The 24,262-nt window shown below is 66.5% G+C and carries 24 protein-coding genes and 1 riboswitch; of the genes, 17 read left to right on the top strand and 7 right to left on the bottom strand.

The genetic code is table 11. The features are described from left to right. The first annotated feature begins 18 nt into the window (after positions 1 to 18). On the top strand, positions 19 to 1,095 hold the full coding sequence (locus BCO18175_RS03800) for a C45 family autoproteolytic acyltransferase/hydolase (RefSeq protein WP_174979458.1): 1,077 nt from the start codon (positions 19 to 21) through the stop codon (positions 1,093 to 1,095). Positions 1,096 to 1,158: 63 nt separating this feature from the next. On the opposite strand, the gene BCO18175_RS03795 is transcribed toward BCO18175_RS03800, so the two are convergent. From BCO18175_RS03795 to BCO18175_RS03780, 4 genes are all read right to left on the bottom strand, one after another. Beyond that, entirely contained in the window at positions 1,159 to 2,556 is a 1,398-nt protein-coding gene (locus BCO18175_RS03795) for an MFS transporter (protein ID WP_174979456.1), read from the bottom strand. A gap of 181 nt (positions 2,557 to 2,737) precedes the next feature. Continuing rightward, on the bottom strand, positions 2,738 to 3,607 hold the full coding sequence (locus BCO18175_RS03790; RefSeq protein ID WP_174979454.1) for an XAC2610-related protein: 870 nt from the start codon (positions 3,605 to 3,607) through the stop codon (positions 2,738 to 2,740). Between the two features lie 47 nt (positions 3,608 to 3,654). Continuing rightward, on the bottom strand, positions 3,655 to 4,023 hold the full coding sequence (locus BCO18175_RS03785; RefSeq protein ID WP_174979453.1) for a hypothetical protein: 369 nt from the start codon (positions 4,021 to 4,023) through the stop codon (positions 3,655 to 3,657). Between the two features lie 32 nt (positions 4,024 to 4,055). Continuing rightward, complete coding sequence (locus BCO18175_RS03780) at positions 4,056 to 4,448, bottom strand: winged helix-turn-helix transcriptional regulator (RefSeq protein WP_174979451.1); 393 nt, start codon at positions 4,446 to 4,448, stop codon at positions 4,056 to 4,058. Between the two features lie 136 nt (positions 4,449 to 4,584). Between BCO18175_RS03780 and gstA the strand changes: the two genes are divergently transcribed. The 10 genes from gstA to arsH all read left to right on the top strand — a co-directional run bounded on the left by gstA (position 4,585) and on the right by arsH (position 14,940). Further along, a complete protein-coding gene (gstA, locus tag BCO18175_RS03775) occupies positions 4,585 to 5,217 on the top strand; it encodes a glutathione transferase GstA (RefSeq protein ID WP_174918284.1) in 633 nt (210 codons plus the stop codon). Positions 5,218 to 5,304: 87 nt separating this feature from the next. Beyond that, a complete protein-coding gene (locus BCO18175_RS03770; protein ID WP_174973385.1) occupies positions 5,305 to 5,682 on the top strand; it encodes a hypothetical protein in 378 nt (125 codons plus the stop codon). 92 nt (positions 5,683 to 5,774) lie between these two features. After that, entirely contained in the window at positions 5,775 to 7,067 is a 1,293-nt protein-coding gene (locus tag BCO18175_RS03765; RefSeq protein ID WP_174979450.1) for a TolC family protein, read from the top strand. A gap of 11 nt (positions 7,068 to 7,078) precedes the next feature. Further along, entirely contained in the window at positions 7,079 to 8,617 is a 1,539-nt protein-coding gene (locus tag BCO18175_RS03760; protein ID WP_174979448.1) for an efflux RND transporter periplasmic adaptor subunit, read from the top strand. Continuing rightward, entirely contained in the window at positions 8,614 to 11,820 is a 3,207-nt protein-coding gene (locus BCO18175_RS03755) for an efflux RND transporter permease subunit (RefSeq protein ID WP_174979447.1), read from the top strand. The genes BCO18175_RS03760 and BCO18175_RS03755 overlap by 4 nt, the downstream gene beginning before the upstream one ends. Continuing rightward, positions 11,817 to 12,188, top strand: a complete 372-nt coding sequence (locus BCO18175_RS03750) for a copper-binding protein (protein ID WP_174979445.1) — start codon at positions 11,817 to 11,819, stop codon at positions 12,186 to 12,188. The genes BCO18175_RS03755 and BCO18175_RS03750 overlap by 4 nt, the downstream gene beginning before the upstream one ends. A gap of 194 nt (positions 12,189 to 12,382) precedes the next feature. Beyond that, positions 12,383 to 12,715, top strand: coding sequence for an ArsR/SmtB family transcription factor (locus BCO18175_RS03745; protein WP_174918290.1), 333 nt, complete (start codon positions 12,383 to 12,385; stop codon positions 12,713 to 12,715). Continuing rightward, the gene (arsB, locus tag BCO18175_RS03740) at positions 12,712 to 13,782 is read left to right on the top strand and encodes an ACR3 family arsenite efflux transporter (RefSeq protein WP_174979443.1); all 1,071 of its coding nucleotides are present in this window, start codon (positions 12,712 to 12,714) and stop codon (positions 13,780 to 13,782) included. The genes BCO18175_RS03745 and arsB overlap by 4 nt, the downstream gene beginning before the upstream one ends. Positions 13,783 to 13,802: 20 nt before the next feature. Further along, positions 13,803 to 14,225: an arsenate reductase (glutaredoxin) gene (gene arsC, locus BCO18175_RS03735; RefSeq protein WP_174979441.1), complete on the top strand. Its 423-nt coding sequence runs from the start codon at positions 13,803 to 13,805 to the stop codon at positions 14,223 to 14,225. Next, the gene (arsH, locus tag BCO18175_RS03730) at positions 14,203 to 14,940 is read left to right on the top strand and encodes an arsenical resistance protein ArsH (protein WP_174979440.1); all 738 of its coding nucleotides are present in this window, start codon (positions 14,203 to 14,205) and stop codon (positions 14,938 to 14,940) included. Before arsC ends, arsH begins: the two co-directional genes overlap by 23 nt. A gap of 82 nt (positions 14,941 to 15,022) precedes the next feature. Here arsH and BCO18175_RS03725 read toward each other — a convergent pair whose 3' ends face one another. After that, positions 15,023 to 16,033, bottom strand: coding sequence for a sodium:calcium antiporter (locus BCO18175_RS03725; RefSeq protein ID WP_174979438.1), 1,011 nt, complete (start codon positions 16,031 to 16,033; stop codon positions 15,023 to 15,025). A gap of 73 nt (positions 16,034 to 16,106) precedes the next feature. After that, a riboswitch (yybP-ykoY riboswitch) is annotated at positions 16,107 to 16,282 on the bottom strand. Positions 16,283 to 16,827: 545 nt separating this feature from the next. On the opposite strand from BCO18175_RS03725, the gene BCO18175_RS03720 reads away from it, so the two are divergent. Beyond that, positions 16,828 to 17,745, top strand: coding sequence for a hypothetical protein (locus BCO18175_RS03720; protein WP_254607960.1), 918 nt, complete (start codon positions 16,828 to 16,830; stop codon positions 17,743 to 17,745). A 230-nt stretch (positions 17,746 to 17,975) separates the two neighbouring features. Here the strand turns inward: BCO18175_RS03720 and BCO18175_RS03715 are convergent, their stop codons facing one another. Further along, positions 17,976 to 19,385, bottom strand: coding sequence for a heavy metal sensor histidine kinase (locus BCO18175_RS03715; protein ID WP_174979437.1), 1,410 nt, complete (start codon positions 19,383 to 19,385; stop codon positions 17,976 to 17,978). Further along, positions 19,382 to 20,053: a heavy metal response regulator transcription factor gene (locus BCO18175_RS03710; protein ID WP_174918296.1), complete on the bottom strand. Its 672-nt coding sequence runs from the start codon at positions 20,051 to 20,053 to the stop codon at positions 19,382 to 19,384. Before BCO18175_RS03710 ends, BCO18175_RS03715 begins: the two co-directional genes overlap by 4 nt. A 244-nt stretch (positions 20,054 to 20,297) precedes the next feature. Here BCO18175_RS03710 and BCO18175_RS03705 point away from each other — a divergent pair, with 244 nt between their 5' ends. From BCO18175_RS03705 to BCO18175_RS03685, 5 genes are all read left to right on the top strand, one after another. After that, entirely contained in the window at positions 20,298 to 20,675 is a 378-nt protein-coding gene (locus BCO18175_RS03705; protein WP_174979435.1) for a hypothetical protein, read from the top strand. Positions 20,676 to 20,765: 90 nt separating this feature from the next. Continuing rightward, on the top strand, positions 20,766 to 21,047 hold the full coding sequence (locus BCO18175_RS03700) for a hypothetical protein (protein ID WP_174979433.1): 282 nt from the start codon (positions 20,766 to 20,768) through the stop codon (positions 21,045 to 21,047). Then, complete coding sequence (locus BCO18175_RS03695) at positions 21,044 to 22,540, top strand: TolC family protein (protein WP_174979432.1); 1,497 nt, start codon at positions 21,044 to 21,046, stop codon at positions 22,538 to 22,540. Before BCO18175_RS03700 ends, BCO18175_RS03695 begins: the two co-directional genes overlap by 4 nt. A 1-nt stretch (position 22,541) precedes the next feature. Continuing rightward, positions 22,542 to 23,837, top strand: a complete 1,296-nt coding sequence (locus BCO18175_RS03690; RefSeq protein WP_174973414.1) for a multicopper oxidase family protein — start codon at positions 22,542 to 22,544, stop codon at positions 23,835 to 23,837. 68 nt (positions 23,838 to 23,905) lie between these two features. After that, a complete protein-coding gene (locus BCO18175_RS03685) occupies positions 23,906 to 24,253 on the top strand; it encodes a copper-binding protein (RefSeq protein ID WP_174979619.1) in 348 nt (115 codons plus the stop codon). Positions 24,254 to 24,262 lie beyond the last annotated feature (9 nt).

The following is a 24,262-nucleotide window of genomic DNA, read 5'->3' as shown; positions in this document are numbered from 1 at the left end:
AACACAGGAGAGTTGACCTTGAAGCTGCACACCTACGTGACCGACATCACCGATCCGCGCGCGCGCGGCCGCCTGATCGGCGAGCGCTTCGCGCCGGAGATCCGCGAGACGGTCGCGCTTTATCTCGCGTTCTTCCCGAAGCTCGGCATCGCGCCGCAGCGCGCGCGGGAGATCGGCGAAGCGAGTCTCGCCGCGCTCGGTGCGTGGTGTCCGCGCCTTGCCGCCGAAGTCGAGGCGATCGCGGACGGCGTCGACCTGCCGCGCTGGCAGCTTGCGTGCCTGAACGCGCGCACCGAGATTCTCGCCACTGCACCCGCATCGGCCGAAGGCGAATGCTCGACGACGGTCTACGCGCCGGCCGGCCCTCACGCGCCGCGCACGCTGCAGACGTGGGACTGGCACGACAGCCTCGCGCCACAGGGGCTGCTGATGCAGTTCGCGACGCTGCACGGCCGCACCGTCAAGCTGTTCTCCGAATTCGGGATGCTGGCGAAGCTCGGCGTGAACAGCGCGGGCCTCGGGCTGCACTTCAACATCCTGCATCACGCGAGCGACAACGACAGCGCCGGTGTGCCCGTGCACGCGATCGCGCGGCGCCTGCTCGAAGACGCGACGACGGTGCAGGAAGCGCTCGACATTGCGCGCACCGCACGCGTGAGTGCGTCGACAGTGCTGACCGTGTTCACGCGTCACGATGCGAACCCGCGTGCGGCGAGCATCGAGCTGAGCCCGTCAGGTGTCGGCGTGGTGGTGCCGCGTCCGGACAGCTGGCTGCTGCATACGAACCACTTCCTCGATCGCGCGTTGAGCGGTGGCGAGTGCATGCCCGACAGCTCGACCACGCGCGAGCGCTTCGCGCACCTGAATGAAGTCGTGAACGGGATGACGAGCGCCGATGTGCGCGAGCGCGCGGCGGCGATGTGCGGCGGGGCCGGCGACCAGGCCGTCGTGTGTTTTCATCCGGACCTGTCGATGCCCGACATCGAGCGCTGGGAAACGCTGTTGACCGTCGGCATCGATACCGATGCGTGCGCGCTCGACTACGTGGCGGGCAATCCGCACGACCTCGCGCGCGACGGGTTCCTGCGGTTCTGACGCGACGCGCGGCCAGCGGTAGCGATGAAGCAGGGCGGCACGCACATGCCGCCCTCGTAACGCTTACGCGTCGATGCGCTCGACCTTGCCGACGAGCAGCCCGTACGACAGGCTGCCGGCGAGCGCCATCGCGGCGATGTAGGTGATCGCGCGCGAGAAGTCCGCACCGTTCACGAGCAGCCCGATCACGATCGGCGTCGCGATCGCGGACAGGTTGCCGATCAGGTTGAACACACCGCCCGTGAGGCCGATCAACCGCGCGGGTGCGAGCCCCGACACAAGCGACCACGTGATCGACGCGAAGCCGTTGCCGAAGAACGCGATCGTCATGAACGCGATCACCCAGCCGGTCGACGTGACGTAGTTCGCGCCGATGATGCAGGTCGAGATCAGCAGCCCCGAGATGATCGGCAGCTTGCGCGCGAAGCCTTGCGATGCGCCGCGGCGCATCAGCCAGTCCGACAGCACGCCCGAGCACAGCACGCCGACGAACGCGGCGAGGAACGGCAGCGACGCGAGGAAGCCCGACTTGATAAAGTCCATCCCGCGATACTTGACGAGGTAGGTCGGGAACCACGTGAGGAAGAACCACAGCGTCGAGTTCAGCGCGAACTGGCCGAGATAGATGCCCCACAGCTTGCGCCGGCCGAGCACGACGCCGAGGTCGCGCCACGTCGACGGCGCGCGTTCGGTGCGCGCCGCGACGCGGTCCTCGAGATCGACGAGCCCGCCGCCGTCGCGGATCAGCGCGATCTCGGCCGCGTTGACGCCGCGAAACGCGCGCGGCTCGCGGTACACCGCATACCAGATCGCGGCCCAGACGATGCCGGCGAGGCCGGTCGCGACGAACACTATGTGCCAGCCGAGATGCACCTGCAGCCAGGCGAGCACCGGCGTGAGGAACGCGAGGCCGACGAACTGGCCCGACGTGTAGCCGCCGATCGCGCTCGCGCGTTCGCGGGTCGGGAACCAGGTCGTCACCACGCGGTTGTTGATCGGGTAGGCCGGCGCCTCGAGCGCGCCGACCGCGAGGCGCAGCACGATCAGCCCGACGAACGAGCCCGCGAATCCGAGCAGCAGCGTCGCGGCGGACCACAGCGCGAGCGCACCCGCATACAGCACGCGCGGCGACACCTTGTCGACGAGCCAGCCGCCCGGGATCTGCATCAGCGCGTAGGTCCAGCCGAACGCGGAGAACACGAGGCCCGCGCGCACCGGATCGATGTTGAGTTCCTTGAACAGCGCGGGCGCGGCGATCGACAGGTTGCTGCGGTCGAGATAGTTGATCACGACGGTGACGAACAGCAAGGCGAGGATCAGCAGCCGCTTGCGACTGGGTGGCGTGGCCGTTGCCGTTGCGGTGGCCGTGGTCGCGCGGGCGGCGGAGTCGGATGAAGTACCGGCGTGCGCGAGCGGCAACGCCTGCGGGTCGGCTTGGGTGCGTGACGCGGATTGAGCCACGGTTGTCTCCTGTGTTCTGTGCCCGGCCATCGCCCGCGAGCGGGGCGGCCGAATCGAATGGCGTTGGGGCGAACGTTAGAGCCGTGGCGGGAAGCGCGTCAACATTTGGACAGGTATCCCTATTAATGGGACGTTGTGCGCTCAATATGTGGGAATGGCGGCGATCAGGCCGCCGCCTGCATCAGTTGCCCATCGCGTCCTTCGCACTGACCCAACCCTGCACCGCGCCCGCATGCGGGTTGCGATACCGCACCTTCAGCCACTGGAAATCGGCGCTTGCATCGATCAGCTCGACCGTGTCGCCCGCGACGACGTAACGGCGCGTGGGCGCATCGGTCATTGCATCGTGCAGCGGCAGGCGAGCCGGACGCACCTTGAACGTGACGGTGCCGCCGCCGTACGCGTCGGGGCGGCGCGACACGCGTTTGCCTTGCGCGTCGTAGGTCAGCAGCATCGACGACGGGCCGGCATCGGTGTCGAACAGGTCGCGCAGGTCGTCCGGTATCGCTTCGCTGGACTGGTACAGATACATCTTGCCGCTCGCATCGAAGCGGTACGCATCGGTGTACCAGATCGGGCCGCCGCGGCACGAGCTGTACAGCGTGCGCTCTTTCGGCTTCGCGACCACGTTGACGAGGTCGTCGCAGTTGCCATGCGGCATGTTGCTCGCCGGCATGTGCAGCGGCTCGAACTGCTGCCGCGCGGCGTCGTACAGGTAGATGCCGTAGCTGTCGTTGACCATGCCGAGGGTCGCGTGCATGGCGAGATCGCGGTGGCCGTCGAAGTTGTAGTCGTCCGACGAGAGGTGATAGTGGCCTTCCTCGTCGGTGGCTGTCACGTCGAGCGTTTGCGTCTTGCCGCTCGGCAGGAAACGCACGGTGATGTGCTCGCTGTCCGCACGTTCGACGCGGGCCGTGACGGTGTCGTCGACCTTGAACGTGAGCAGCGGCTTGGCCGCGTGCGCGACGGGTGCGATCGATGCGCACGCGGCGAGCAGCAGCACGGTCGCGGCGAGGCGGGGAAGCGGGCGGAATCGCGGGGAGCGCGTCATGAGCGGGCGTAGGAACGAAGGTCGAGGATGAACGGGCCGGCGGCTGCCTAGCCGCGTGCGCTGTCGTCCTGAAAGCCGTTCTTGCCGACGAAGATCTCCTTCAGCGCGGCGCGCAGCGTGACCGGATCGTATTGACCGGGCGCGAGATGGATCACATAGCGCGTCTGGCCGTCGAGACGTGCGGCGATGCCGGGTTCGATCTCGACGTCGATCGTGTCGTCCGTCAGGCGCACCGACAGATCCTTGACGCGCACGCTGATCTGGTCGCGCACCATCACTTCGATCAGCGCGTCGTCCGGAAAGCGCGACAGCGCGAAGCAATAGTCCTGCTCGGCGTCATGACAGTAGATGTTGGCGAAGCTTTCGTCGTCGTCGAGATCGGACGTCGCCGCACCGATGGTGGCGTGAAGTTCCATGAATGTGGGTTCCTGCTTAAGGGTGGTCAGGGTTATCGGGTTGAATGGAGGGCCGTTTCGATCGCGGCTGCGGCGCCGGGCACCCCGCCGGTGTCGCACGACGTATCGACATCGCGCGCCTTCAGCCACAGTCCGAATTCGCGCATCACTTCGACCACGGGCCGCAGCCGGTCGCCGTCGGCGGTCAGGTCGTACTCGACCCGCACCGGCACTTCCGGATAGACGGTCCGCCGCACGAACCCGGCGTCTTCGAGCGCGCGCAGGTCGAGCGTCAGCATCCGTTGCGAGATGCCGGGCATGTCGCGCCGCAGGTCGCTGAAGCGCCGAGGCCCGTCGAGCAGATACGACACCAGCAGCAGCCGCCAGCGGCCGCCGAGCAGGCGCATCGCTTCTTCAACGGAACATCCGGTCGCACTCGTTTTCATCGTGCAGATTCCTGGTCGGTAAATTTTTTGTGACTACGGCACAAACGACTGCCGTCTTCTCAGCCCTGCGCCGATGCGAGATATTAGCGCCCGCGTCGCGGCGAATCGATACATGGACAACACATCAAGGAAACGCATGAAGCTCTATCACGCTCCCGGAAGCTGTTCGCAGGCGATCTGCATCGTGCTGCGCGAAGGCGGCATCGAAGCGGAAGTCATCAAGGTCGACGCGCGCAAGCATGTCATCGAAGACGGGCGAAATTACTACGACGTGACCGAACTCGGCTACGTGCCGCTGCTCGAACTCGACGACGGCACGCTGCTGCGCGAAGGGCCGGTGATCGCGCAGTATCTCGCGGATTTGCGTCCGGATGCGGGGCTCGCGCCCGCCTACGGCACGCTCGCGCGCTATCGGCTGATGGAGTGGCTCAACTTCCTCGGCACCGAGATCCACAAGGGCTTCATCCCGCTGCTGTATGCGGTGCAGGCGGGAAAATACGTCGACCCGGCGAGAACGAAGCTCGACAGCCGCTTCGCCTGGATCGACCGTCAGCTTGAAGGGAAGGCGTTCGTCACGGGCGACACGTTCACGGTCGCCGATGCGTACCTGTTCGCGCTCACCGGCTGGGGCAAGGCGGAATGGATGCGGTCGGTGTACAACGCGGATATCGACCTGACCCGGTATGCGCATCTGCGTGCGTGGTACGAGCGGGTGCGGGCGCGGCCGGCGGTGCGGGCGGTGCTGGAGGCGGAGGGGCTGGCGCGGTAGCAGGCGGCGACGGTCGCGGAGTCGGCGCGTCTTTCCGCTTCATCGATGCGCCGCCACGCAGCAAATCCCCGCGCTATAATCCCCGCCATGAAATTCCTCCGGACCATCATCCTGCTGCTGCTCTGCGCGGTGCTGCCCATCAGCGGGCTGGCAGCCAGCGGCTTGGCCGGGGAATGTCCGATGATGCAGCAGGGCATGTCGATGGACATGGACGCTGGCATGTCCGCCGACATGCCGGGCTGCGATTCGATGAAGTCGTCGCCCACCGGCAAGGCCCACGCGAAAGCGAAGGGCATGTCCTGCAAGCTGACGGCGCAATGCCAGTTCGGCAGTCTCTATCATCCGGCCGCTCGCGCCGAAGTCAGTCGTCCCGCTGCATATGCCAGCACCGTCGCGTTCCACTACGCGCAAATTCTCCCGGTCCGCGATCCGAACGGATTGTGGCGCCCTCCACGCATCAGCTGATCCCGATCCGATAGGTTCGCCGCATTCGCGGTGAGGTTCGTCCTGTATCAGGACGTGGAATCCCTATGGGGTTCCGCCGTTGGGGTTAAACCATGTCATTCCATCCCGGCACGCCGCTTGCGCGGCGTGCGCGTCGGCGCGCGCCCGTGCTTTGGGCGGCGCTGCTGGTTGCGGGCGCCGTTCACGCGCAGCAACCACCTTTCACGCTGGACGCCGCGCTGCAGTCCGCGACCGATCATTCCGCTTCGATGCAGGCCGCCCAGGCGTCCGTACGCGCCAGCTCGGAGGCGGCCGTGAAGGCCGGCCAGCTGCCCGACCCGATGCTCAAGGCCGGCATCGACAACCTGCCGGTCAACGGCGGCCAGCGCCTCACCATCGGCCAGGATTTCATGACGATGCGCCGCATCGGCATCGAGCAGGAGTGGGTGTCCGGCGACAAGCGGCGCCTGCGCTCGGCGCTCGCCAACGAGCAGGTCGGGCGCGAGCGCGCCGGTTATCTCGCGCAACTCGCGAGCGTACGCCAGCAAACCGCGACGGCGTGGCTGAACGCCGTCTACGCGAAGCAGGCGCTCGCGCTGCAGCAGGCGTTGCTCGATCACATGCACCATGAACTCGACGCGACGAAGGCGTCGTATCGCGGCGCGAAGGCGAGTGCGGCCGATGTCGTCCAGGCACGGGCCATGCTCGCGCAGACGCAGGATCAATTGCTGAAAGCGCAGCAGGTCTACCAGACCGCGCTCATCGCGCTGTCCCGCTGGACCGCCGTGCCGGCCGACGATGTCACCGGTACGCCGCCCGCGCCGGAGTCGTTCGTGTCGTCGCTGCCGCCGGACGAGCTGCGGCTGTCGCAGCCGGCGCTGATCACCGCCGCCGACGATATCGCGGTTGCCGAAGCCGATACGGCCGTGGCGAACAGCGAACGCAGCCCGAACTGGACGTGGGAAGTCGCGTACCAGCAGCGTGGCGGCGCGTATTCGAACATGGTGTCCGTTGGCGTCACGATCCCGCTGCCGCTCAATCGCAAGAACCGCCAGAACCGCGACGTCGCCGAAAAGGCCGCGCTCGCGACGAAGGCGCACTTGATGTACGAGGACACGCTGCGCCAGGTGCAGGCCGATATCCGCACGCAGTCCGCGACGCTCGCGAGCGGTCGTGCGCGCATCGCGAATCTCGGCGACGCGTTGCTGCCGGCCGCCGACCAGCGCGTGCAACTGGCGAACGCCGCGTACCGCGCCGGCACGGGCTCGCTCGCAGATACGTTCGCCGCGCGCCGCGCGCAACTGGATGCGCAACTGCAGGTGCTCGATCTCCGGCGCGAGGTTTCGCAGACCTGGGCGCAGCTCGAATACCAGGTCGTGCCGTCGACGCTGGCCGCCGCGCAATAACGGAGAACAACATGACGACGCAAATACTGGCCCGTGCGGCCCTGCTGGCGTTCGCCGGTGCTGCGCTGCTCGGCGCGGGTTATTTCGCGGGCGCACGCCACGCTGCGACCGCCGCGATGGCAATGGACACCGCCGTTGCGGCATCGACCTCGCCCTCGCCCGGCAAAACTGACCCGAAGACCGGCCGCAAGGTGCTGTACTGGCACGACCCGATGGTGCCGAACCAGCACTTCGACAAACCGGGCAAGTCACCCTTCATGGACATGCAGCTGCAACCCGTCTATGCGGACGAAGGCGGCGGCGCGTCCGGCATCCGGATCGATCCGGGCCTGCAGCAGAACCTCGGCATTCGCTATGCGACCGTGCGCCGGCAGCAGACGGCAGCCGGATTCGATGCGGTGGGCACCACGCAGTTCGACGAATCGCGCGCGGACGTCGTCCAGTCGCGCGTCACCGGCTACATCGACCGTCTCTATGCGCGCGCACCGATGCAGCGCATCGCGAAGGGCGCGCCGATCGCGTCGCTGTTCGTGCCCGACTGGCTCGCGCCGCAGGAGGAATACCTCGCGCTCAAGCGCGGCGGGATGGACGGCAGCCTGCTCGATGCATCGCGCGCACGGATGCGGGCGCTGTCGATTCCCGACGGCATGATCGCGAGCCTCGATCGCACCGGTCGCGCGCAAACCCATGTCGTGCTGACTGCACCGGAAACCGGCGTCGTCAGCGAGCTGAACGTGCGGGACGGCGCAATGGTCGCGCCCGGTCAGACGCTTGCGAAGATCGCCGGGCTGTCGACGCTGTGGCTCATCGTCGAGGTGCCGGAAGCGCTTGCGCTGAACGTGCAGCCGGGGATGGCGGTCGACGCGACGTTCGCGGGCGACCCGGCACAGCATTTCACCGGGCGCATCCGCGAAGTGCTGCCCGGCATCAGCACGAGCAGCCGCACGCTGCAGGCGCGCGTGGAGATCGACAACGCCGCGCTGAAGCTCACGCCCGGCATGCTGATGCGCGTGCGGGTCGCCGCACGGCAGACCGTCTCGCGCCTGCTCGTGCCGTCCGAGGCCGTGATCGCGACCGGCAAGCGCTCGATCGTCATCGTGAAGAACGGAGACGGCCGGCTTCAGCCGGTGACGGTGACAACGGGCAACGACTTCGGCAGTGACTCCGAAGTGTTCGGCGGGCTGAACGAAGGTGATACGGTCGTTGCATCGGGGCAGTTCCTGATCGATTCCGAGGCGAGCCTGAAAAGCGTGCTGCCTCGGCTGGAAAGCGGCACCGGCGCGAGCGGGGCGGTGCCCGCGACGGAAGCGAAGGCAGCGCCGGTCTATGAAACCACCGGCAAGGTCGAACAGGTCACGGCCGACGACATCACGTTCTCGCATCAGCCCGTTCCCGCGCTCGGCTGGGGCGCGATGACGATGGCGTTCGGCAAGCCGTCGGCCACCGCGTTCCCGGACGTGAAGCCGGGCCAGACGGTGCGCTTCGCGTTCACGCAGAGCGGCGACGGCTACCGGCTGACGAAGGTCGAACCGCAGGGAGGCGAACGATGATCGCGCGCATCATTCGCTGGTCCGTCCACAACCGCTTCCTCGTGCTGCTCGCCACCGTGCTGATCGCCGCATGGGGCGTTCATTCGCTGCAGCAGACGCCGCTCGATGCATTGCCCGACCTGTCGGACACGCAGGTGATCGTCAAGGCGTCGTATCCGGGCAAGGCGCCGCAGATCGTCGAGGATCAGGTGACTTATCCGTTGACGACCACGCTGCTCGGCGTGCCCGGTGCGAAAACCGTCCGCGCGTATTCGTCGTTCGGCGACGCGTTCGTCTACGTGCTGTTCGACGACCGCACGGATCCGTACTGGGCGCGTTCGCGCGTGCTCGAATACCTGAGCCAGGTGCAGAGCCGGCTGCCTGCCGGCGCGACGGTCTCGCTCGGGCCGGATGCGACCGGCGTCGGCTGGGTGTACGAGTACGCGCTCGTCGATCGCACCGGCCATCACGATCTCGGGCAACTGCGCGCGCTCAACGACTGGTTCCTGAAGTTCGAGCTGAAGGCCGTGCCGGACGTGTCGGAAGTCGCGAGCATCGGCGGCATGGTGCAGCAGTACCAGGTCGTGCTCGATCCGGACAAGCTGCGTGCGTACGGCATCACGCAGGCGGAAGTCGCGAACGCGCTCGGCAACGCGAACCAGGCGTCCGGCGGCTCGGTCGTCGAGCTGGCCGAGTCGGAGTACATGGTGCGCTCGACCGGCTACCTGCGCACGCTCGACGATTTCCGCCACGTGGTGTTGCGCACGAACGACGCCGGTACGCCGGTGCTGCTCGGCGACGTCGCGCGCATCCAGGTCGGCCCGGCGATGCGGCGCGGGATCGCCGAGCTGAACGGGCAGGGCGAGGTGACGGGCGGCGTCGTCGTGATGCGTTCGGGCAAGAACGCGCTGACCACGATCGATGCGGTGAAGGCGAAGCTCGCCGACCTGAAGCGTTCGCTGCCGCCCGGCGTCGAGATCGTCACGACCTACGATCGCTCGCAGCTGATCGAGCGCGCGGTGGGCAACCTGAAGGACAAGCTGATCGAGGAGTTCGTGATCGTCGGGATCGTCTGCGCGGTGTTCCTGTTCCACCTGCGCAGCGCGTTCGTCGCAATCCTGTCGCTGCCGCTCGGCGTGCTGGCCGCGTTCATCGTGATGCGCTACCAGGGCGTGAATGCGAACCTGATGTCGCTCGGCGGGATCGCGATCGCGATCGGCGCGATGATCGACGCGGCGATCGTGATGATCGAGAACGCGCACAAGCATCTCGAAGCGTACGACCACGCGCATCCCGGCGAACCGATCACGCCGGCCCGACGATGGGAACTCGTCGCGACGTCGGCCGCGGAGGTCGGGCCGGCGCTGTTCTTCTCGCTGCTGATCATCACGCTGTCGTTCATCCCGGTGTTTTCGCTGGAAGGGCAGGAAGGCAAGCTGTTCGCGCCGCTCGCGTTCACGAAGACCTACACGATCGCCGCCGCGGCCGGGCTGTCGGTGACGCTGGTGCCGGTGCTGATGGGCTATCTCGTGCGCGGCCGCATTCCGCACGAGCACGCGAACCCGATCAACCGCGTGCTGATCCGCGCGTACCGTCCGCTGCTCGAAGCGACGCTCAGGCGCCCGTGGGTCGCGATCGGTGTCGCGGTCGTCGCGCTGGTGCTGACGGCCGTGCCGGTGTCGCGGCTCGGCGGCGAATTCATGCCGCCGCTCGACGAAGGCGACCTGCTGTACATGCCCACCGCGCTGCCCGGTATATCGGCCGACAAGGCGAGCGAGCTGCTGCAGCAGACCGACAGGCTGATCAAGACCGTGCCCGAGGTCGACACGGTGTTCGGCAAATCGGGCCGCGCCGATTCCGCGACCGATCCCGCGCCGCTCGAGATGTTCGAGACGACGATCCGGTTCAAGCCGCGCAGCGCATGGCGGCCCGGCATGACGCCGGAGAAGCTCGTCGACGAACTGGATCGCACGGTGAAGGTGCCGGGGCTGTCGAACGTGTGGGTGCCGCCGATCCGCAACCGGCTCGACATGCTGTCCACCGGCATCAAGACGCCCGTCGGCGTGAAGATTTCCGGGCCAGACCTGGCCGGGATCGACGCGATCGCGAAGCAGGTCGAGGCCGCGGTGAAGCCCGTGCCGGGCGTGACGTCCGCACTCGCGGAGCGGCTGAACGGCGGCCGCTACATCGACGTCGACATCGACCGGCTCGCCGCTGCGCGTTACGGGCTGTCGGTGGCCGATATCCAGTCGGTCGTGTCGTCGGCGGTCGGCGGCGACGACGTCGGCGAAGTGATCGCGGGGCGCGAGCGCTTCCCGATCAACATCCGCTACCCGCGCGAGGTGCGCGATTCGGTCGAGAACCTGCGGCAATTGCCGGTCGTCACCGCACGCGGCGCGCAGATTCGCCTGGGCGACGTCGCGCGCATCGCGATCGCCGACGGCCCGCCGATGATCCGCAGCGAGAACGCGCGACTGTCCGGCTACGTGTACGTCGACATTCGCGGCACCGATCTGCAGAGCGCCGTGCGCGCGATGCAGCAGGCCGTCGCGCAGCAGGTCGCATTGCCGCCCGGCTATTCGATCGCGTGGTCGGGGCAGTTCGAGTATCTCGAACGCGCGGCAGCCAAGCTGCGCACCGTCGTGCCGGTGACGCTCGTCGTGATCTTCGTGCTGCTGTTCCTCACGTTCGGCTCGGCGGCCGATGCGCTGCTGCTGATGTCGGCGGTGCCGTTCGCGCTGGTCGGCGGCTTCTGGCTCGTGTGGGTGCTCGGCCATGCGGTGTCCGTCGCGACGTCGGTGGGCTTCATCGCGCTCGCGGGCGTGGCCGCCGAGTTCGGCGTCGTGATGCTGCTGTACCTGAAGGGCGCGCTGCAGCGCCGGCTCGACGCCGGCGAACCGCTGACCGATGCGCTGCTGCTCGACGCGATCCGCGAAGGCGCCGTGCTGCGCGTGCGGCCCAAGGCGATGACGGTCGCGGTCGTGCTCGCCGGCCTCGTGCCGATCATGGTCGGGCACGGCGCCGGTTCCGAAGTGATGCAGCGCATCGCCGCGCCGATGGTCGGCGGCATGGTCACGGCGCCGCTGCTGTCGATGTTCGTCATTCCCGCCGCCTGGCTCCTGCTGCAGCGCCGTCGTGCGCGAAGTATGAGCCGCGCGCGGCATTCCGAAGCAGTTCCTCACGGCACGAACGTGCCATCCATCCCAACCGGAGAATCCCGATGAAGAAGTTGATTACCGTCACCGTTGCTGCTGCCACAGTTCTTGCTGTCGGCACAGTCGTTACCCCTGCCTTTGCTGCGGGCGACATGGCCGGCATGGACATGTCCGGCATGAAGATGTCGTCGGGCGGCATGGCCGAATCGAATGCCGCGCTGACCGACGCCGAAGTGAAGAAGGTCGATGCCGCGAGCGGCAAGATCACGCTGAAGCACGGCGCGCTCGACAACGTCGGGATGCCGCCGATGACGATGGCGTTCAAGGCGAAGGACGCGACGATGCTCGAGCACGCGCATACGGGCGACAAGGTCAAGGTGCGGATCGAGAAGGTCGACGGCACGCTGACGATCGTCAAGCTGGTGAAGGCGTCCTGACCTGACGGCGTGCCGGTGCGTCGCCCGTCCGAGAGGCGGGCGGCTGCACCGGCGCCGCGCGGATCGGGCCGGAAACGGCTCGTGCGGCCGTGTTTGACGGTGCGCGAAGGGTTTGGATGCAGCCACGTACGGGATCGGTATCTATATTTCAACAATACTTGAAATATTGAAATGAAGCCGCTATCCTTCGCGCCATGGACTCCAATCTCGTCGTGCGCGCCCTGGGCGCGCTTGCTCATGAAGCGCGCCTGGCCATCTTTCGCGCGCTGGTGGTGGCCGGGCCCGAAGGGCTGCCGGCCGGCGCGATCGCGCAGCAGATCGGGCTGTCGCCATCGAGCCTGTCGTTTCATCTGAAGGATTTGTCGCATGCCGACCTGGTTACCGCGCGACAAGAAGGCCGGTTCATCTATTACGCGGCGAATTTCGAATCGATGAGCGGGCTCATCGGGTTCCTGACCGAGAACTGCTGCGCCGGCGCTGCCTGTGGCGTACCGGCTGCACCCGACTGCTGCGGAGGCGGCGCATGACCGGCTCGAACGTTGCACGGCCGCCAGCCGTGGCGGCCCAGCCGGCCATCGGATTCTTCGAGCGCTACCTGACCGTTTGGGTCGCGCTGTGCATCGTGCTCGGCATCGCGCTGGGCCAGGCGCTGCCCGGGCTCTTTCAGCGTATCGGCCGCATGGAATACGCACAGGTCAACCTGCCCGTCGGGCTGTTGATCTGGGTGATGATCGTGCCGATGCTCGTCAAGGTCGATTTCGGTGCGTTGCATGAGGTTCGGCAGCACGTGCGGGGGATCGGCGTCACGCTCGTCGTGAACTGGCTCGTCAAGCCGTTTTCGATGGCGTTGCTCGGCTGGTTGTTCATCCGGCAGCTATTCGCGCCGATGCTGCCCGCTGATCAGATCGACAGCTATATCGCCGGCCTGATCCTGCTGGCCGCCGCGCCGTGCACGGCGATGGTGTTCGTGTGGAGCCGGCTGACGGGCGGCGATCCGCTGTTCACGCTGTCGCAGGTCGCGCTGAACGACAGCATCATGGTGATCGCGTTCGCGCCGCTGGTCGGCCTGTTGCTGGGGATGTCGGCCATCACGGTGCCGTGGGCGACGCTGCTCACGTCGGTCGTGCTCTACATCGTCATCCCGGTGCTTCTCGCGCAAGCGTGGCGCAGGCTGTTGCTTGCCAGGGGGCAGGCGGCGTTCGACCGCGCGATGGCGAAGATCGGCCCCTGGTCGATCGCCGCGCTGCTGGCCACGCTGGTGCTGCTGTTCGCGTTCCAGGGCGAGGCGATCCTGAAGCAGCCGCTGGTGATCGCGCTGCTCGCGGTGCCGATCCTGATCCAGGTGTTCTTCAATGCCGCACTCGCCTACGGGCTCAATCGCATCGTCGGCGAGAAACACAGCATCGCGTGTCCGTCGGCGCTGATCGGCGCGTCCAATTTCTTCGAGCTGGCTGTGGCGGCCGCCATCAGCCTGTTCGGTTTCCACTCCGGCGCGGCGCTTGCGACCGTCGTCGGCGTGCTCATCGAGGTGCCGGTCATGCTGCTCGTCGTGCGCGTTGTGAACCGTTCGAAGCGCTGGTACGAGCGCGCGTGAAATCATTCAGGAATCCGGACATGACCGACATCATCATCTATCACAATCCCGATTGCGGCACGTCGCGCAATACGCTTGAGATGATTCGCAACTCGGGCGTCGAGCCTCGCGTCGTGCTTTATCTGGAAACGCCGCCGGGACGCGAAGAACTGCTTGCGCTGATCGCGGCGATGGGCGTGCCGGTGCGCGACGTGCTGCGTCGCAAGGGGACACCCTATGAAGCGCTCGATCTCGACAATCCGAAGTGGAGCGACGACGACCTGATCGGCTTCATGGTCGCGCACCCGCTGCTGATCAATCGCCCGATCGTCGTCACGCCGCTCGGCACGCGGCTGTGCCGCCCGTCCGAGCAGGTGCTCGATATCCTGCCCGATCCGCAGAAAGGGCCGTTTGCCAAGGAAGATGGTGAAATCGTGATCGATGCGGAGGGCAAGCGTGTCTGACCGCCTGAACGATCTGCCGCAACTAGATGCCGCGCTCTTTCATGTGCCGGACGCGAGCCGGCTGCAGCCCGCGCAGCCGTCGACGCATCCGCCTCGAATCGTGCTGCTCTACGGGTCGTTGCGCGCGCGCTCGTTCAGCCGGCTGCTGGTCGAGGAGGCGGCGCGGTTGCTGACGGCGATGGGTGCCGATGTCCGGATCTTCAATCCGGCCGGATTGCCCTTGCCTGACGATGCGCCCGACAATCACCCGAAAGTGGCGGAGTTGCGCGAGCTCGTGCAATGGTCGGAGGGCATGGTGTGGTGCTCCCCCGAGCGGCACGGCGCGATGACCGGCGTGATGAAATCGCAGATCGACTGGATTCCGCTGTCGGTCGGCGCGTTACGGCCGACGCAGGGCAAGACGCTGGCGGTCGTGCAGGTCAGCGGCGGATCGCAATCGTTCAACGCGGTCAACCAGATGCGGGTGCTCGGGCGCTGGATGCGCATGCTGACCATTCCGAACCAGTCGTCCGTCGCGAAGGCGTTCATGGAATTCGGCGACGACGACCGGATGAAGCCGTCCGCGTATTTCGATCGGGTCGTCGACGTCATGGAGGAACTGGTCAAGTTCACGCTGCTGACGCGCGACGTCGGCGCGTACCTGACGGACCGGTACAGCGAACGCAAGGAAAGCGCCGAACAACTGTCGCAGCGTGTGAACCAGGCGCGCATCTGAATCGCTTGCGGGACGGCGGCGCGCTGGCACATCGTTCGCGCCGGGGCATCGGGATCGTGCCCGGCACGACCGTTGAGCAAGATCAGCGCGCCAGCGTCAGGAACAGATAACCGGCATAAGCGGCCCCGTTCGCGAGCAACGCCCAGATTGCGAGCCCGCGCGTGCGCGCATTGAAGCGCAGCCACGCCGCTGCCGCGAGCGTGATGATCACGCCGGTCAGCACTTCGGGGCGCGGCTCCCATGGCGTCAGCATGATGCCGATCGCCGGCAGCAGCGTGCCCTGGAACACCATCGCGCCGGTGATGTTGCCGAACGCGAGCGTGTCCTTCTTGCGGCGGATCCACAGCACGCTGTTGACCTTCTCCGGCAACTCCGTCGCGATCGGCACGATGATCAGCGACAGCAGCAGTGCCGATACGCCGAGCACGTGCGACACGCCTTCCACGCCGTGAATGAAACCCTTCGCTCCGCCGACCAGCAGCGCGAGGCCGATGAGCAGTTGCAGCGCGATCGTCGCGAGGTTGGTCGGCAGGCCCGTGCGTGACAGGAACATCGTGTGTGGCGCCTCGGTGCCGTGCCCGGCATCGACGAGCTGGTTCGACGCGCGGAACGTCATCACGACATACATCACGTAGATGCCGACCAGCATCGCCGCGAGCAGCGCGCGCACGGCCCAGTTGTGATGCGGGACGAACATCGCGGCGGTAGCCAGCGAGAACGCGGCGAGGAAGTAGTTCATGTCGCGCACGAAGCCTGTGCGTTCGGGCGCGATCGTGCCGCGCAGCCCGCGCGAGCGGATCACGGCAAGCGTCATCAGGAAGGTGGTGAGCGTCGCGAGCATCAGCGGCGCGCCGAGAATCGCGCCGACGCCGATCTCCTCGTTCACGGCCTGGTTCGCCGTGCCGCCGGCGAGCGCGAGCAGCGGCACCATCGTTTCGGGTAGCGCGGTGCCGACGGCCGCGAACAGCGAACCGGTGACGCCTTCGGAAATCTTCAGGCGTTCGCCGAGATGTTCGAGCGCATTGGTGAAGACCTCGGCGGCGATGAGGATGACGATCAGCATGAACGCCAGTTCGACGAACATGAAGGTCATGCGGCACCTCCGCAGGCATGGGCGCGGACGGCGGCGAAACGTGGGGAGAGGGCGGTGGGGAACATGGGGACTCCGTGGTCGGACGCTGACAAACCATGGCGCATCCGCCGACGTCCGACCAGGAACGACGCGATGCGCCCATGGTCTCGCCAGGCCGATCAGGCTGAACGCGCCACGGCCGCAGGCCGAGTGTGTTGACGCGTTCGCTTTCCGGGGACGGAAAGCAGGCTACTCCCCAAAGACGAAGGGCAGTCTAGCCGAGCGGATGGCTTTCGGCAAGCCTTCATCTCGAACTCCCGGCAGAACCCGTCGTAGCAGTACGCGCGCATCTCGTCGGTGATGTGCTGCAACTGTCCTTTGAGGGGCGGCAGGCTAACCATGCCTGAGCGACGGGCATGGACTGACGATCTGAGACGGTATTGATGGACGGTTGGCGAACATCTTCATGTGACCGGAGTGCGATTTCGTCAAGGACGTTCGTGGCGGGATGCGAGACACGTGCCACCGCAACTCGCCGACGCGAATCTGTTCACTCCACGCGCCGGGCACTCGTGGCGGCTGACACGGTCGCCAAAATGGCTAGACGAGGGGGCTGCGGAACTGGAGGACGCGATGTTGGGCCGTCTGGCGACGAAACCTTCCGTAACAATCGTGCCGCCGGAAGACTGCCCGTACCTCTACAACCTACGTAGATTCGGCTTGATCTGACAAGTTGTCTTCGTTATTGCCGTTGGAATTGCCGGGGTTTTGATTACGCTGAGACCGGTTCTCTCGCGAATCGTTATTCAAGCGTTATGCCCGACGTCAAAAAAGTCCCGTATTACCAGCTGGAATCTGGAGTCTTCCATTCCGGCAAACGGTGGAAATGTCACGCTGGCGTGGTCGGATGCGTTCCCATCGACACGCAGCAAAAAATCTCGTTCGACAGGCGTGCGCCGAACGAGCCGCCATCTCTGCCCAAGGTAGCCGTTCCAGCACAGCGGCATCACATGTCCGCCCCTGCGCCAGCGCTTGCAGGATCGCCCGCCAAACAGCAGAACCGTCCCGGCCGAGCAATGAAGGCGACCTCCATCATTCTCAAAGCGATCTTGACCGTTGTCGTCATATGCCTGGTTGTCGCGATTGCATGGATGTTCCTGCCAGCCGACGCGAGGAACGCGATCACGCTTTTCTCGCTCAAGAATGCGAAGAGCACGATCTTCGCCATCACGTCGAGCATCTTCGTGCTCTACGTCTATCGGCTTGTTAGAAATATCGACCATTTCAACCGAACGAAGCGCGTAGGACTGGCGATCGTCACGCTGGGCTTCCTGGCATTCTTCTATCTCGTCAACTTTTGCGAGATCACGACGGACGACACCGATTGCCAGCGATTCGACTACAACGCCAAGCTGAACGGCGGCATCAAGCAGGTCGATGGCACAACCTATATCGTCGATATCTGCGGCAGTGGCCGCAGCAGCAATGGCTTTTTTGCAGATCAGAACGAGCAGGTCAAAATCGTCGTGGCCGATGCGCACGGGTCGATACTCGCTACCCGGCTATTTTTCGTCTTTTGGGACGGCCGACCCGGAAACGATCCGATCGAGATCCACGACGGCAAGCTGATCTACTTCGACGCATCGGATGCGTACGACAGCACGCGGACGATCTCGATGCCGCCTACCACGTTGGATTGGGTCGCGGCGAGAATTCCGATTTCGCTGCGCTGATCCGAACGCTGAAACGCATCGCAGTCCCTGTGCAACGCGTCGGCACGAGACACGTGACTGGAAGAAGCGAACCGATCATCGCCGGCACAAGATACTGAACGGCGGCACGCGCCGGCAAGCGAAGACCCGACGCGAGACGGGGGCGCGACGGTGTTCGGCGACGGTTGTTGTCCTGCCTCGTTCGACGTCGCACCGGCCGCCGCACCCATTCGAACTGCCAGGCGAATGGCTTACCCTTCGGTACCGCGCGGAAAATAAAGCGCGAACGTCGTGCGCCCGTCGCGGCTCACTACCTCAACCTTCCCGCGATGCAGCTCCATGATCGACTTCACGATCGCGAGCCCGAGCCCCGCATTCCGCGCCGCGCCGTGCCGCGACGAATCGATGCGGTAGAAGCGTTCGAAGATCCGTTCGACCTGCTCGGGCAGAATTGCGGCGCCGCGATTCGTGACTTCGACGACCGCGTAGCTGCCTTGCGCGGAAACGGCCAGCTCGATCGTCGACGCGGCTTCCGCATGTTCGAGCGCGTTCGACGCGAGGTTGCTGACGGCGCGCCGGAACAGCGTTGCATCCGCGACGACCGGCGCTTCGCCTTGCACGTCGATGCGCACGCCGGCTTCATCGGCCAGCGCCTGGAAATACGATGCGAGCCGGCGCAGCTCGCTGCCCGCGTCGAGTTCGGCGGTCTTCAGGTGCTGCCGCGCATTGTCGGTGCGCGCGAGAAACAGCATGTTCTCGATCATCCGCTGCAGCCGTTCGCATTCCTCGATGTTCGAATCGATCAGCGCTTCGTATTCCTCGGTCGTGCGCGCGCGCGACAGCGTGACCTGCGACGAGCTGATCACGTTGGCGAGCGGCGTACGCATGTCGTGCGCGAGATCGGATGAGAACTGCGACAGCCGCACGAACGCGCGCTCGAGGCGGTCGAGCATCCGGTTGACCGACGTCGCGAGCTCACGCAGCTCGACCGGGCCGCCGCGCGCGTCGAGCCGCGCGTTCAGGTTGTGTGCCTCGATGCGCGAGGTCTGCCGGCCGAGGCTCTCGACCGGGCGCAGGCCGCGCGACGCGACCGCGTAGCCGAGCGCGCCGACCAGCAGCGCGCCCGCGGCCGCCGCGAGCCAGATGTCGACGCGATAGCTTTCGAGCAGCGACTGGCGATCGGTCGCCGTGCGCGCGAGCGCCACCTGAATCGCGTCGCCGGACGGCAGCGTGGCGCGTGCGTACACGCAACGCGACGTGCCGATCCCGGGCGGCGAGCAGGTGAACGGCGCGCCGGCTCGGCTGGTCGGATGCGGCGCGGCGATCACCGACGCCAGCGTGTTGCCGGCTTCGTCGGAATGCTCGACGAGAGGCCGGTTCTGCGCGTCGTAGATGCCGAGATAGACGCCCGGATGCGACAGCAGCACTTCATGAAACACGGCCGGATCGGCACGCAGCGCGGCGATCGACCCGCTCGCGTGCGCAAGCTGCAGGAACTGGTTGAGCTTGCCGGAGATCTCGATGTCGTCGCGCCGCGTCAGCTCGGCGGACAGCGAGCGATACAGGTATGCGCCGGTCAGTGCGAACACGAGCGCGGCGACGACGGCGAACGCGAGCGTCAGGCGCCGCAGCAGCGAATACGAGGCCGGGCTCGCGGTCACGAGCGATCCTCGAGCACGTAGCCCATTCCGCGGATCGTGTGGATCAGCTTCGTCTCATAGGCATTGTCGATCTTCGCGCGCAGGCGCTTGATCGCCGCATCGACGACGTTCGTATCGCTGTCGAAATTCATGTCCCAGATCTGCGACGTGATGAAGGTGCGCGTCAGCACTTCGCCCTCGCGTTCGGCGAGCAGCTGCAGCAGCGCGAATTCCTGCGCGGTCAGGTCGATACGGGTGTCGGCGCGCCGCACGCGGCGGCGGATCAGGTCGACTTCGAGATCGGCGACATGCAGGATGTCGCGCGCGTTGCGCGGCGCGCGCCGCAGCAGCGAGCGGATGCGCGCGAGGAACTCGGCATACGCGAACGGCTTGAGCAGGTAGTCGTCGGCGCCCAGTTCGAGCCCGGCGACCTTGTCCTCGATCGCCTCGCGTGCCGTGAGCAGCAGAACGGGCGTCTGCTTCTGCGCGCGCAGCCGCCGGAGCACCTCGAAGCCATCCATCTCAGGCAGCATCACATCGAGCACGACGAGGTCGAAATCCTCGTGCAGCGCGAGGAACAGCCCGTCCTTGCCGTTTTCCGCGACGTCGACCGTGTAGCTCGCCTCCATCAGCCCTTTCCGGAGGTACGACGCCATCTTGGGTTCGTCTTCGACTATCAGTATCCGCATGGTGAGGCAGGCTGTCCGTGAGTCATCCGTGATTCCAGCCGGTCAGTGTAACGCGTGAGCTTACGGCGCCGCGCGTGCGCGAAGGATGACCGCCGGATGACGGAATTGTCATGAAACCGCGGTCATGTTTCGGCCATGTCGTCGTCACCGCGGCGGCGATAAGCTGCGGCCGTCTTGTCCCCGGAGCGCGCCGTCGCGGCGCCGCACCGGCCCATCCGGTCGTTGCCTGCCTGATTCCGCATCCATGTCGTACTGGCGCAAATTCGTCCTCGTCGTGCTGCTGGCGCTGAGCCTGCCGATCCAGTCGTTCGCGACCGTGTCGATGGCATGTGCGGGCGCGGGTGTGGTCGTTGCCATGCCGCACGCGGAAGGCGGGGCACGCACCGTCGACTCGGCCGCGCTGGGTGAACAGCATCAGCACGAGCACGACGACCATGCGCGACATGCACAGCCGTGCTCCGCGTGCGGGTCCTGCTGCCTCGGCACCGGCATGGCGGATCTTCCCGCGATGTCCGTTGCGTCGGGTATCGGCATCGCGATCGTCTCGTTCGCGCCGACGCCGGTCGTCGTGTCGTTCCTGACCGGCGGCATTGACAGGCCACCGCGCCAGTTTCTCGTCTAGACCCTGCCCGCGGCCCCGACCGGCCGCGCTCTGCAATCCGCTCCGGCGGCGGTATCCATGCCGCCGGACGACTCACGACGAGACCCATTCATGCGATTGATTACTGCGGCGCTGCTTGGCGCGGCGGCCCTCGTGCCGTCGCTCGCGCCTGCTCAAACACCGCTGCCCGATCCGGCGGACGCCGCCGCGGCGGTGCCGGATGTCACCGTGACGTCCGCATTCGACGGCTACCGGCCGTATCGGGACGACGAAGGCCCCGGCTGGAAACAACTGAACCGGGACGTGATGGAGCGGCCCGCGAAAGGACGTACGACTGGCGGTGTGGCCGGAAACGGCGCCGCGCATTCGAAGCACGGAGGAGCCGCGCAATGACGATGCTTGCGATATCGCCGAGGATCGGCGCGGCTGCGGCCATGCTGGCCTTCCTCGCGGGCTGCACGACGTTTTCGAAGGATGGCGGGTTCGACGCGGTGTCGTCCGCCGCGTCGGAACGCATCGGCAAAGACGCGGTCGTGGTCAAGACCGACGCCGACCGCGAAGCCGTCGACAAGCGCACGAAGGAGCTGCTTGCCAGGTCGCTGTCGATGGACGACGCGGTGCAGGTCGCGCTGCTGAACAACCGTGGCCTGCAGGCGTCATACGCGGAACTGGGGTTGTCGGAGGCCGATCTCGTCCAAGCCGGCCGGCTGCCGAATCCGCGCTTCGCGTTCAGCCGTACCCGGGCCGGCGACGGCGAGCTGACGCTCGGCCGCACGTTCTCGGCGAACGTGTTCGCGCTGCTGACGATGCCGCTCGCGACGAACATCGAACGCCGCCGCTTCGAGCAAACGAAGCTCGAAACGGCCGACGCGATGCTGAAGGTGGCAGCCGACGCGCGCCGCGCGTACGTCGAGGCCGTCGCTGCCGAGCAGGCCGCAAACTATGCGCAGCAGGTGCGCGATGCCGGGAGCGCGGCCGCCGAACTCGCGCTGCGCATGCGGCAGGCAGGCAACTTCAGCCGCCTCGACTACGCGCGCGAACAGGCGTTCCATGCCGATGCGGTCGCACAGCACGCGAAGGCGCGCCAGCAGGCCGTGGCCGCACGCGAGAAGCTCACGCGCGCGATGGGGCTGTGGGGCGAACGCACGCGGTACGCGCTGCCCGAACGCTTGCCCGACGTGCCGAAAGCGCGGCCGAACCTGCCCGATCTCGAACGGTTCGCGATGAGCAACCGCTTCGACATCCAGGCCGCGAAGCTGCAGACGCAAGGTGTCGCGTCGTCGCTTGGCCTGAGCAAGGCCACGCGCTTCGTCAATGCGGTCGAGCTCGGCTACGTGAACAACTACGAGACCGGCAAGGGTCATGAGCACGGCTACGAGATCAGCGTCGAGATTCCGCTGTTCGACTGGGGCGGCGCGAAGGTTGCGCGGGCCGAGGCCGTCTACATGCAGTCGGCGAACCGGCTCGCGAAGACGGCCATCGATGCACGCTCCGAAGTGCGCGAATCGTATGCGGCATACGTGACGAGCTACGACGTCGCGACCCACTATCGCGATGAAGTCGTGCCGCTGCGCAAGACGATCTCCGACGAGCTGCTGCTGCGCTACAACGGGATGCTCGCGAGCGTGTTCGAGCTGCTGGTCGATGCGCGCGAACAGGTCGGCGCGGTCAACGGTTACATCGATGCGCTGAAGGACTACTGGCTCGCCGAAACCGATCTGCAGATGGCGGTCGGGGGCCGGCTGCCGTCCGCGGGTGCCGTGCCACGCACGACGCAATCCGCCCAGCCCGAAGCCACTCCAAACGCCGACGCTGCGCCGCAGCCGGCTTCCACCCCCGCGGCGCCACCGGCGCCCGCGACGCAAACGCATCCGGAAGGTCATTGACATGGTGTCCCGTCGACAATTTATCAGCGGCTCGGGCGCCGCGCTGCTGGGCGCCGCGATGGTCAGCAAGGCCGGCGCCGCGTCGCTGCCCGAAGCGCCCACGATGGCGAAAACCGGCACGCAGCCGCCGCTCGTGCCGCCGAACGGCCGCCCGTACACGCCCGTCGCGACGCTGAACGGCTGGACGCTGCCGTGGCGGATGAAGAACGGCTGGAAGGAGTTCCACCTGACGGCCGAGCCCGTCGTGCGCGAGATGGCGCCCGGCATGAACGCGAACCTGTGGGGCTACAACGGCCAGTCGCCAGGCCCGACGATCGAGGCCGTCGAAGGCGACAAGGTGCGCATCTTCGTGACCAACCGGCTGCCCGAGCACACGACGATCCACTGGCACGGGCTGCGGCTGCCGAACGGGATGGACGGCGTCGGCGGCCTCACGCAGCCGCATATCCCGCCCGGCAAGACCTTCGTCTATGAGTTCCAGCTCGAATCGCACGGCACGTTCATGTATCACCCGCACGCCGACGAGATGGTGCAGATGGCGATGGGGATGATGGGCATGTTCATCGTGCACCCGAAGGACCGCGGCACGATGCCGGTCGATCGCGACTTCGTGTTCCTGCTCGCCGCGTACGACATCGATCCGGGCAGCTACACGCCGCGCGTGAACGAAATGACCGACTTCAACATGTGGACGTTCAACTCGCGCGTGTTCCCGGGCATCGATCCGCTGCCGGTGCGCGCGGGCGACCGCGTGCGGATTCGTTTCGGCAACCTGACGATGACGAACCATCCGATCCACCTGCACGGCTACAGCTTCGAAGTCGCGGGCACCGACGGCGGCTGGATTCCGCCGGCCGCGCGCTGGCCGGAAGTGACGGCCGACGTCGCGGTGGGCCAGATGCGCGCGATCGAATTCACCGCCGATCGTCCGGGCGACTGGGCGTTCCATTGCCACAAGTCGCATCACACGATGAATGCGATGGGCCACCAGGTGCCGAACCTGATCGGCGTGCCGCAGAAGGATCTCGCGAAGCGCATCGGCAAGCTCGTGCCCGACTACATGGCGATGGGCAGCACGGGCGGCGCGATGGGCGGCATGGAGATGCCGCTGCCCGACAACACGCTGCCGATGATGACGGGCACGGGCCCGTTCGGGCCGCTGGAGATGGGCGGCATGTTCACGGTCTGCAAGGTGCGGCAGGGGCTCGGCCGCAACGACTATCGCGATCCGGGCTGGTTCCGGCATCCGAAGGGCACCGTCGCGTACGAGTACACCGGCGAATTGCCGGAAGGCTGAGCAGCAGCATGCGGCGGCCGCGCGTAGGCGGCCGCCGGTTTCATTTCATTTAATCGGGAGTCGACATGATGAAGAAGGGACTGGTTTCGATGGCAATGGGGTGTGCGCTGGCGTTTTCCGCCGCGTCGTACGCGGCCGGCGACATGGCCGGCATGGACATGAGCGGCGGCGCGAAGCAGGAAGCCGCGGCGAAACAGGGTATGTCGCACGGCGAAATCCGCAAGGTCGATACGGCAGCCGGCAAGCTGACGATCAAGCACGGCCCGCTGGAAAACCTCGGGATGGACGCGATGACGATGGTGTTCAAGGTGAAGGATCCGGCGATGCTGTCGCAAGTGAAGGCGGGCGACAAGGTCGACTTCGTCGCGGCAGACGTGGACGGCGCGTTGACCGTCGTCGAGCTGAAGAAGCCGTGACGCGGAGCG

The organism is Burkholderia lata (assembly GCF_902499335.1).
GTDB classification, from domain to species: Bacteria; Pseudomonadota; Gammaproteobacteria; order Burkholderiales; family Burkholderiaceae; genus Burkholderia; species Burkholderia lata_B.
Note: the sequence above shows the minus strand (reverse complement) of the source record. Positions and strands in the feature narration are given on the sequence as shown.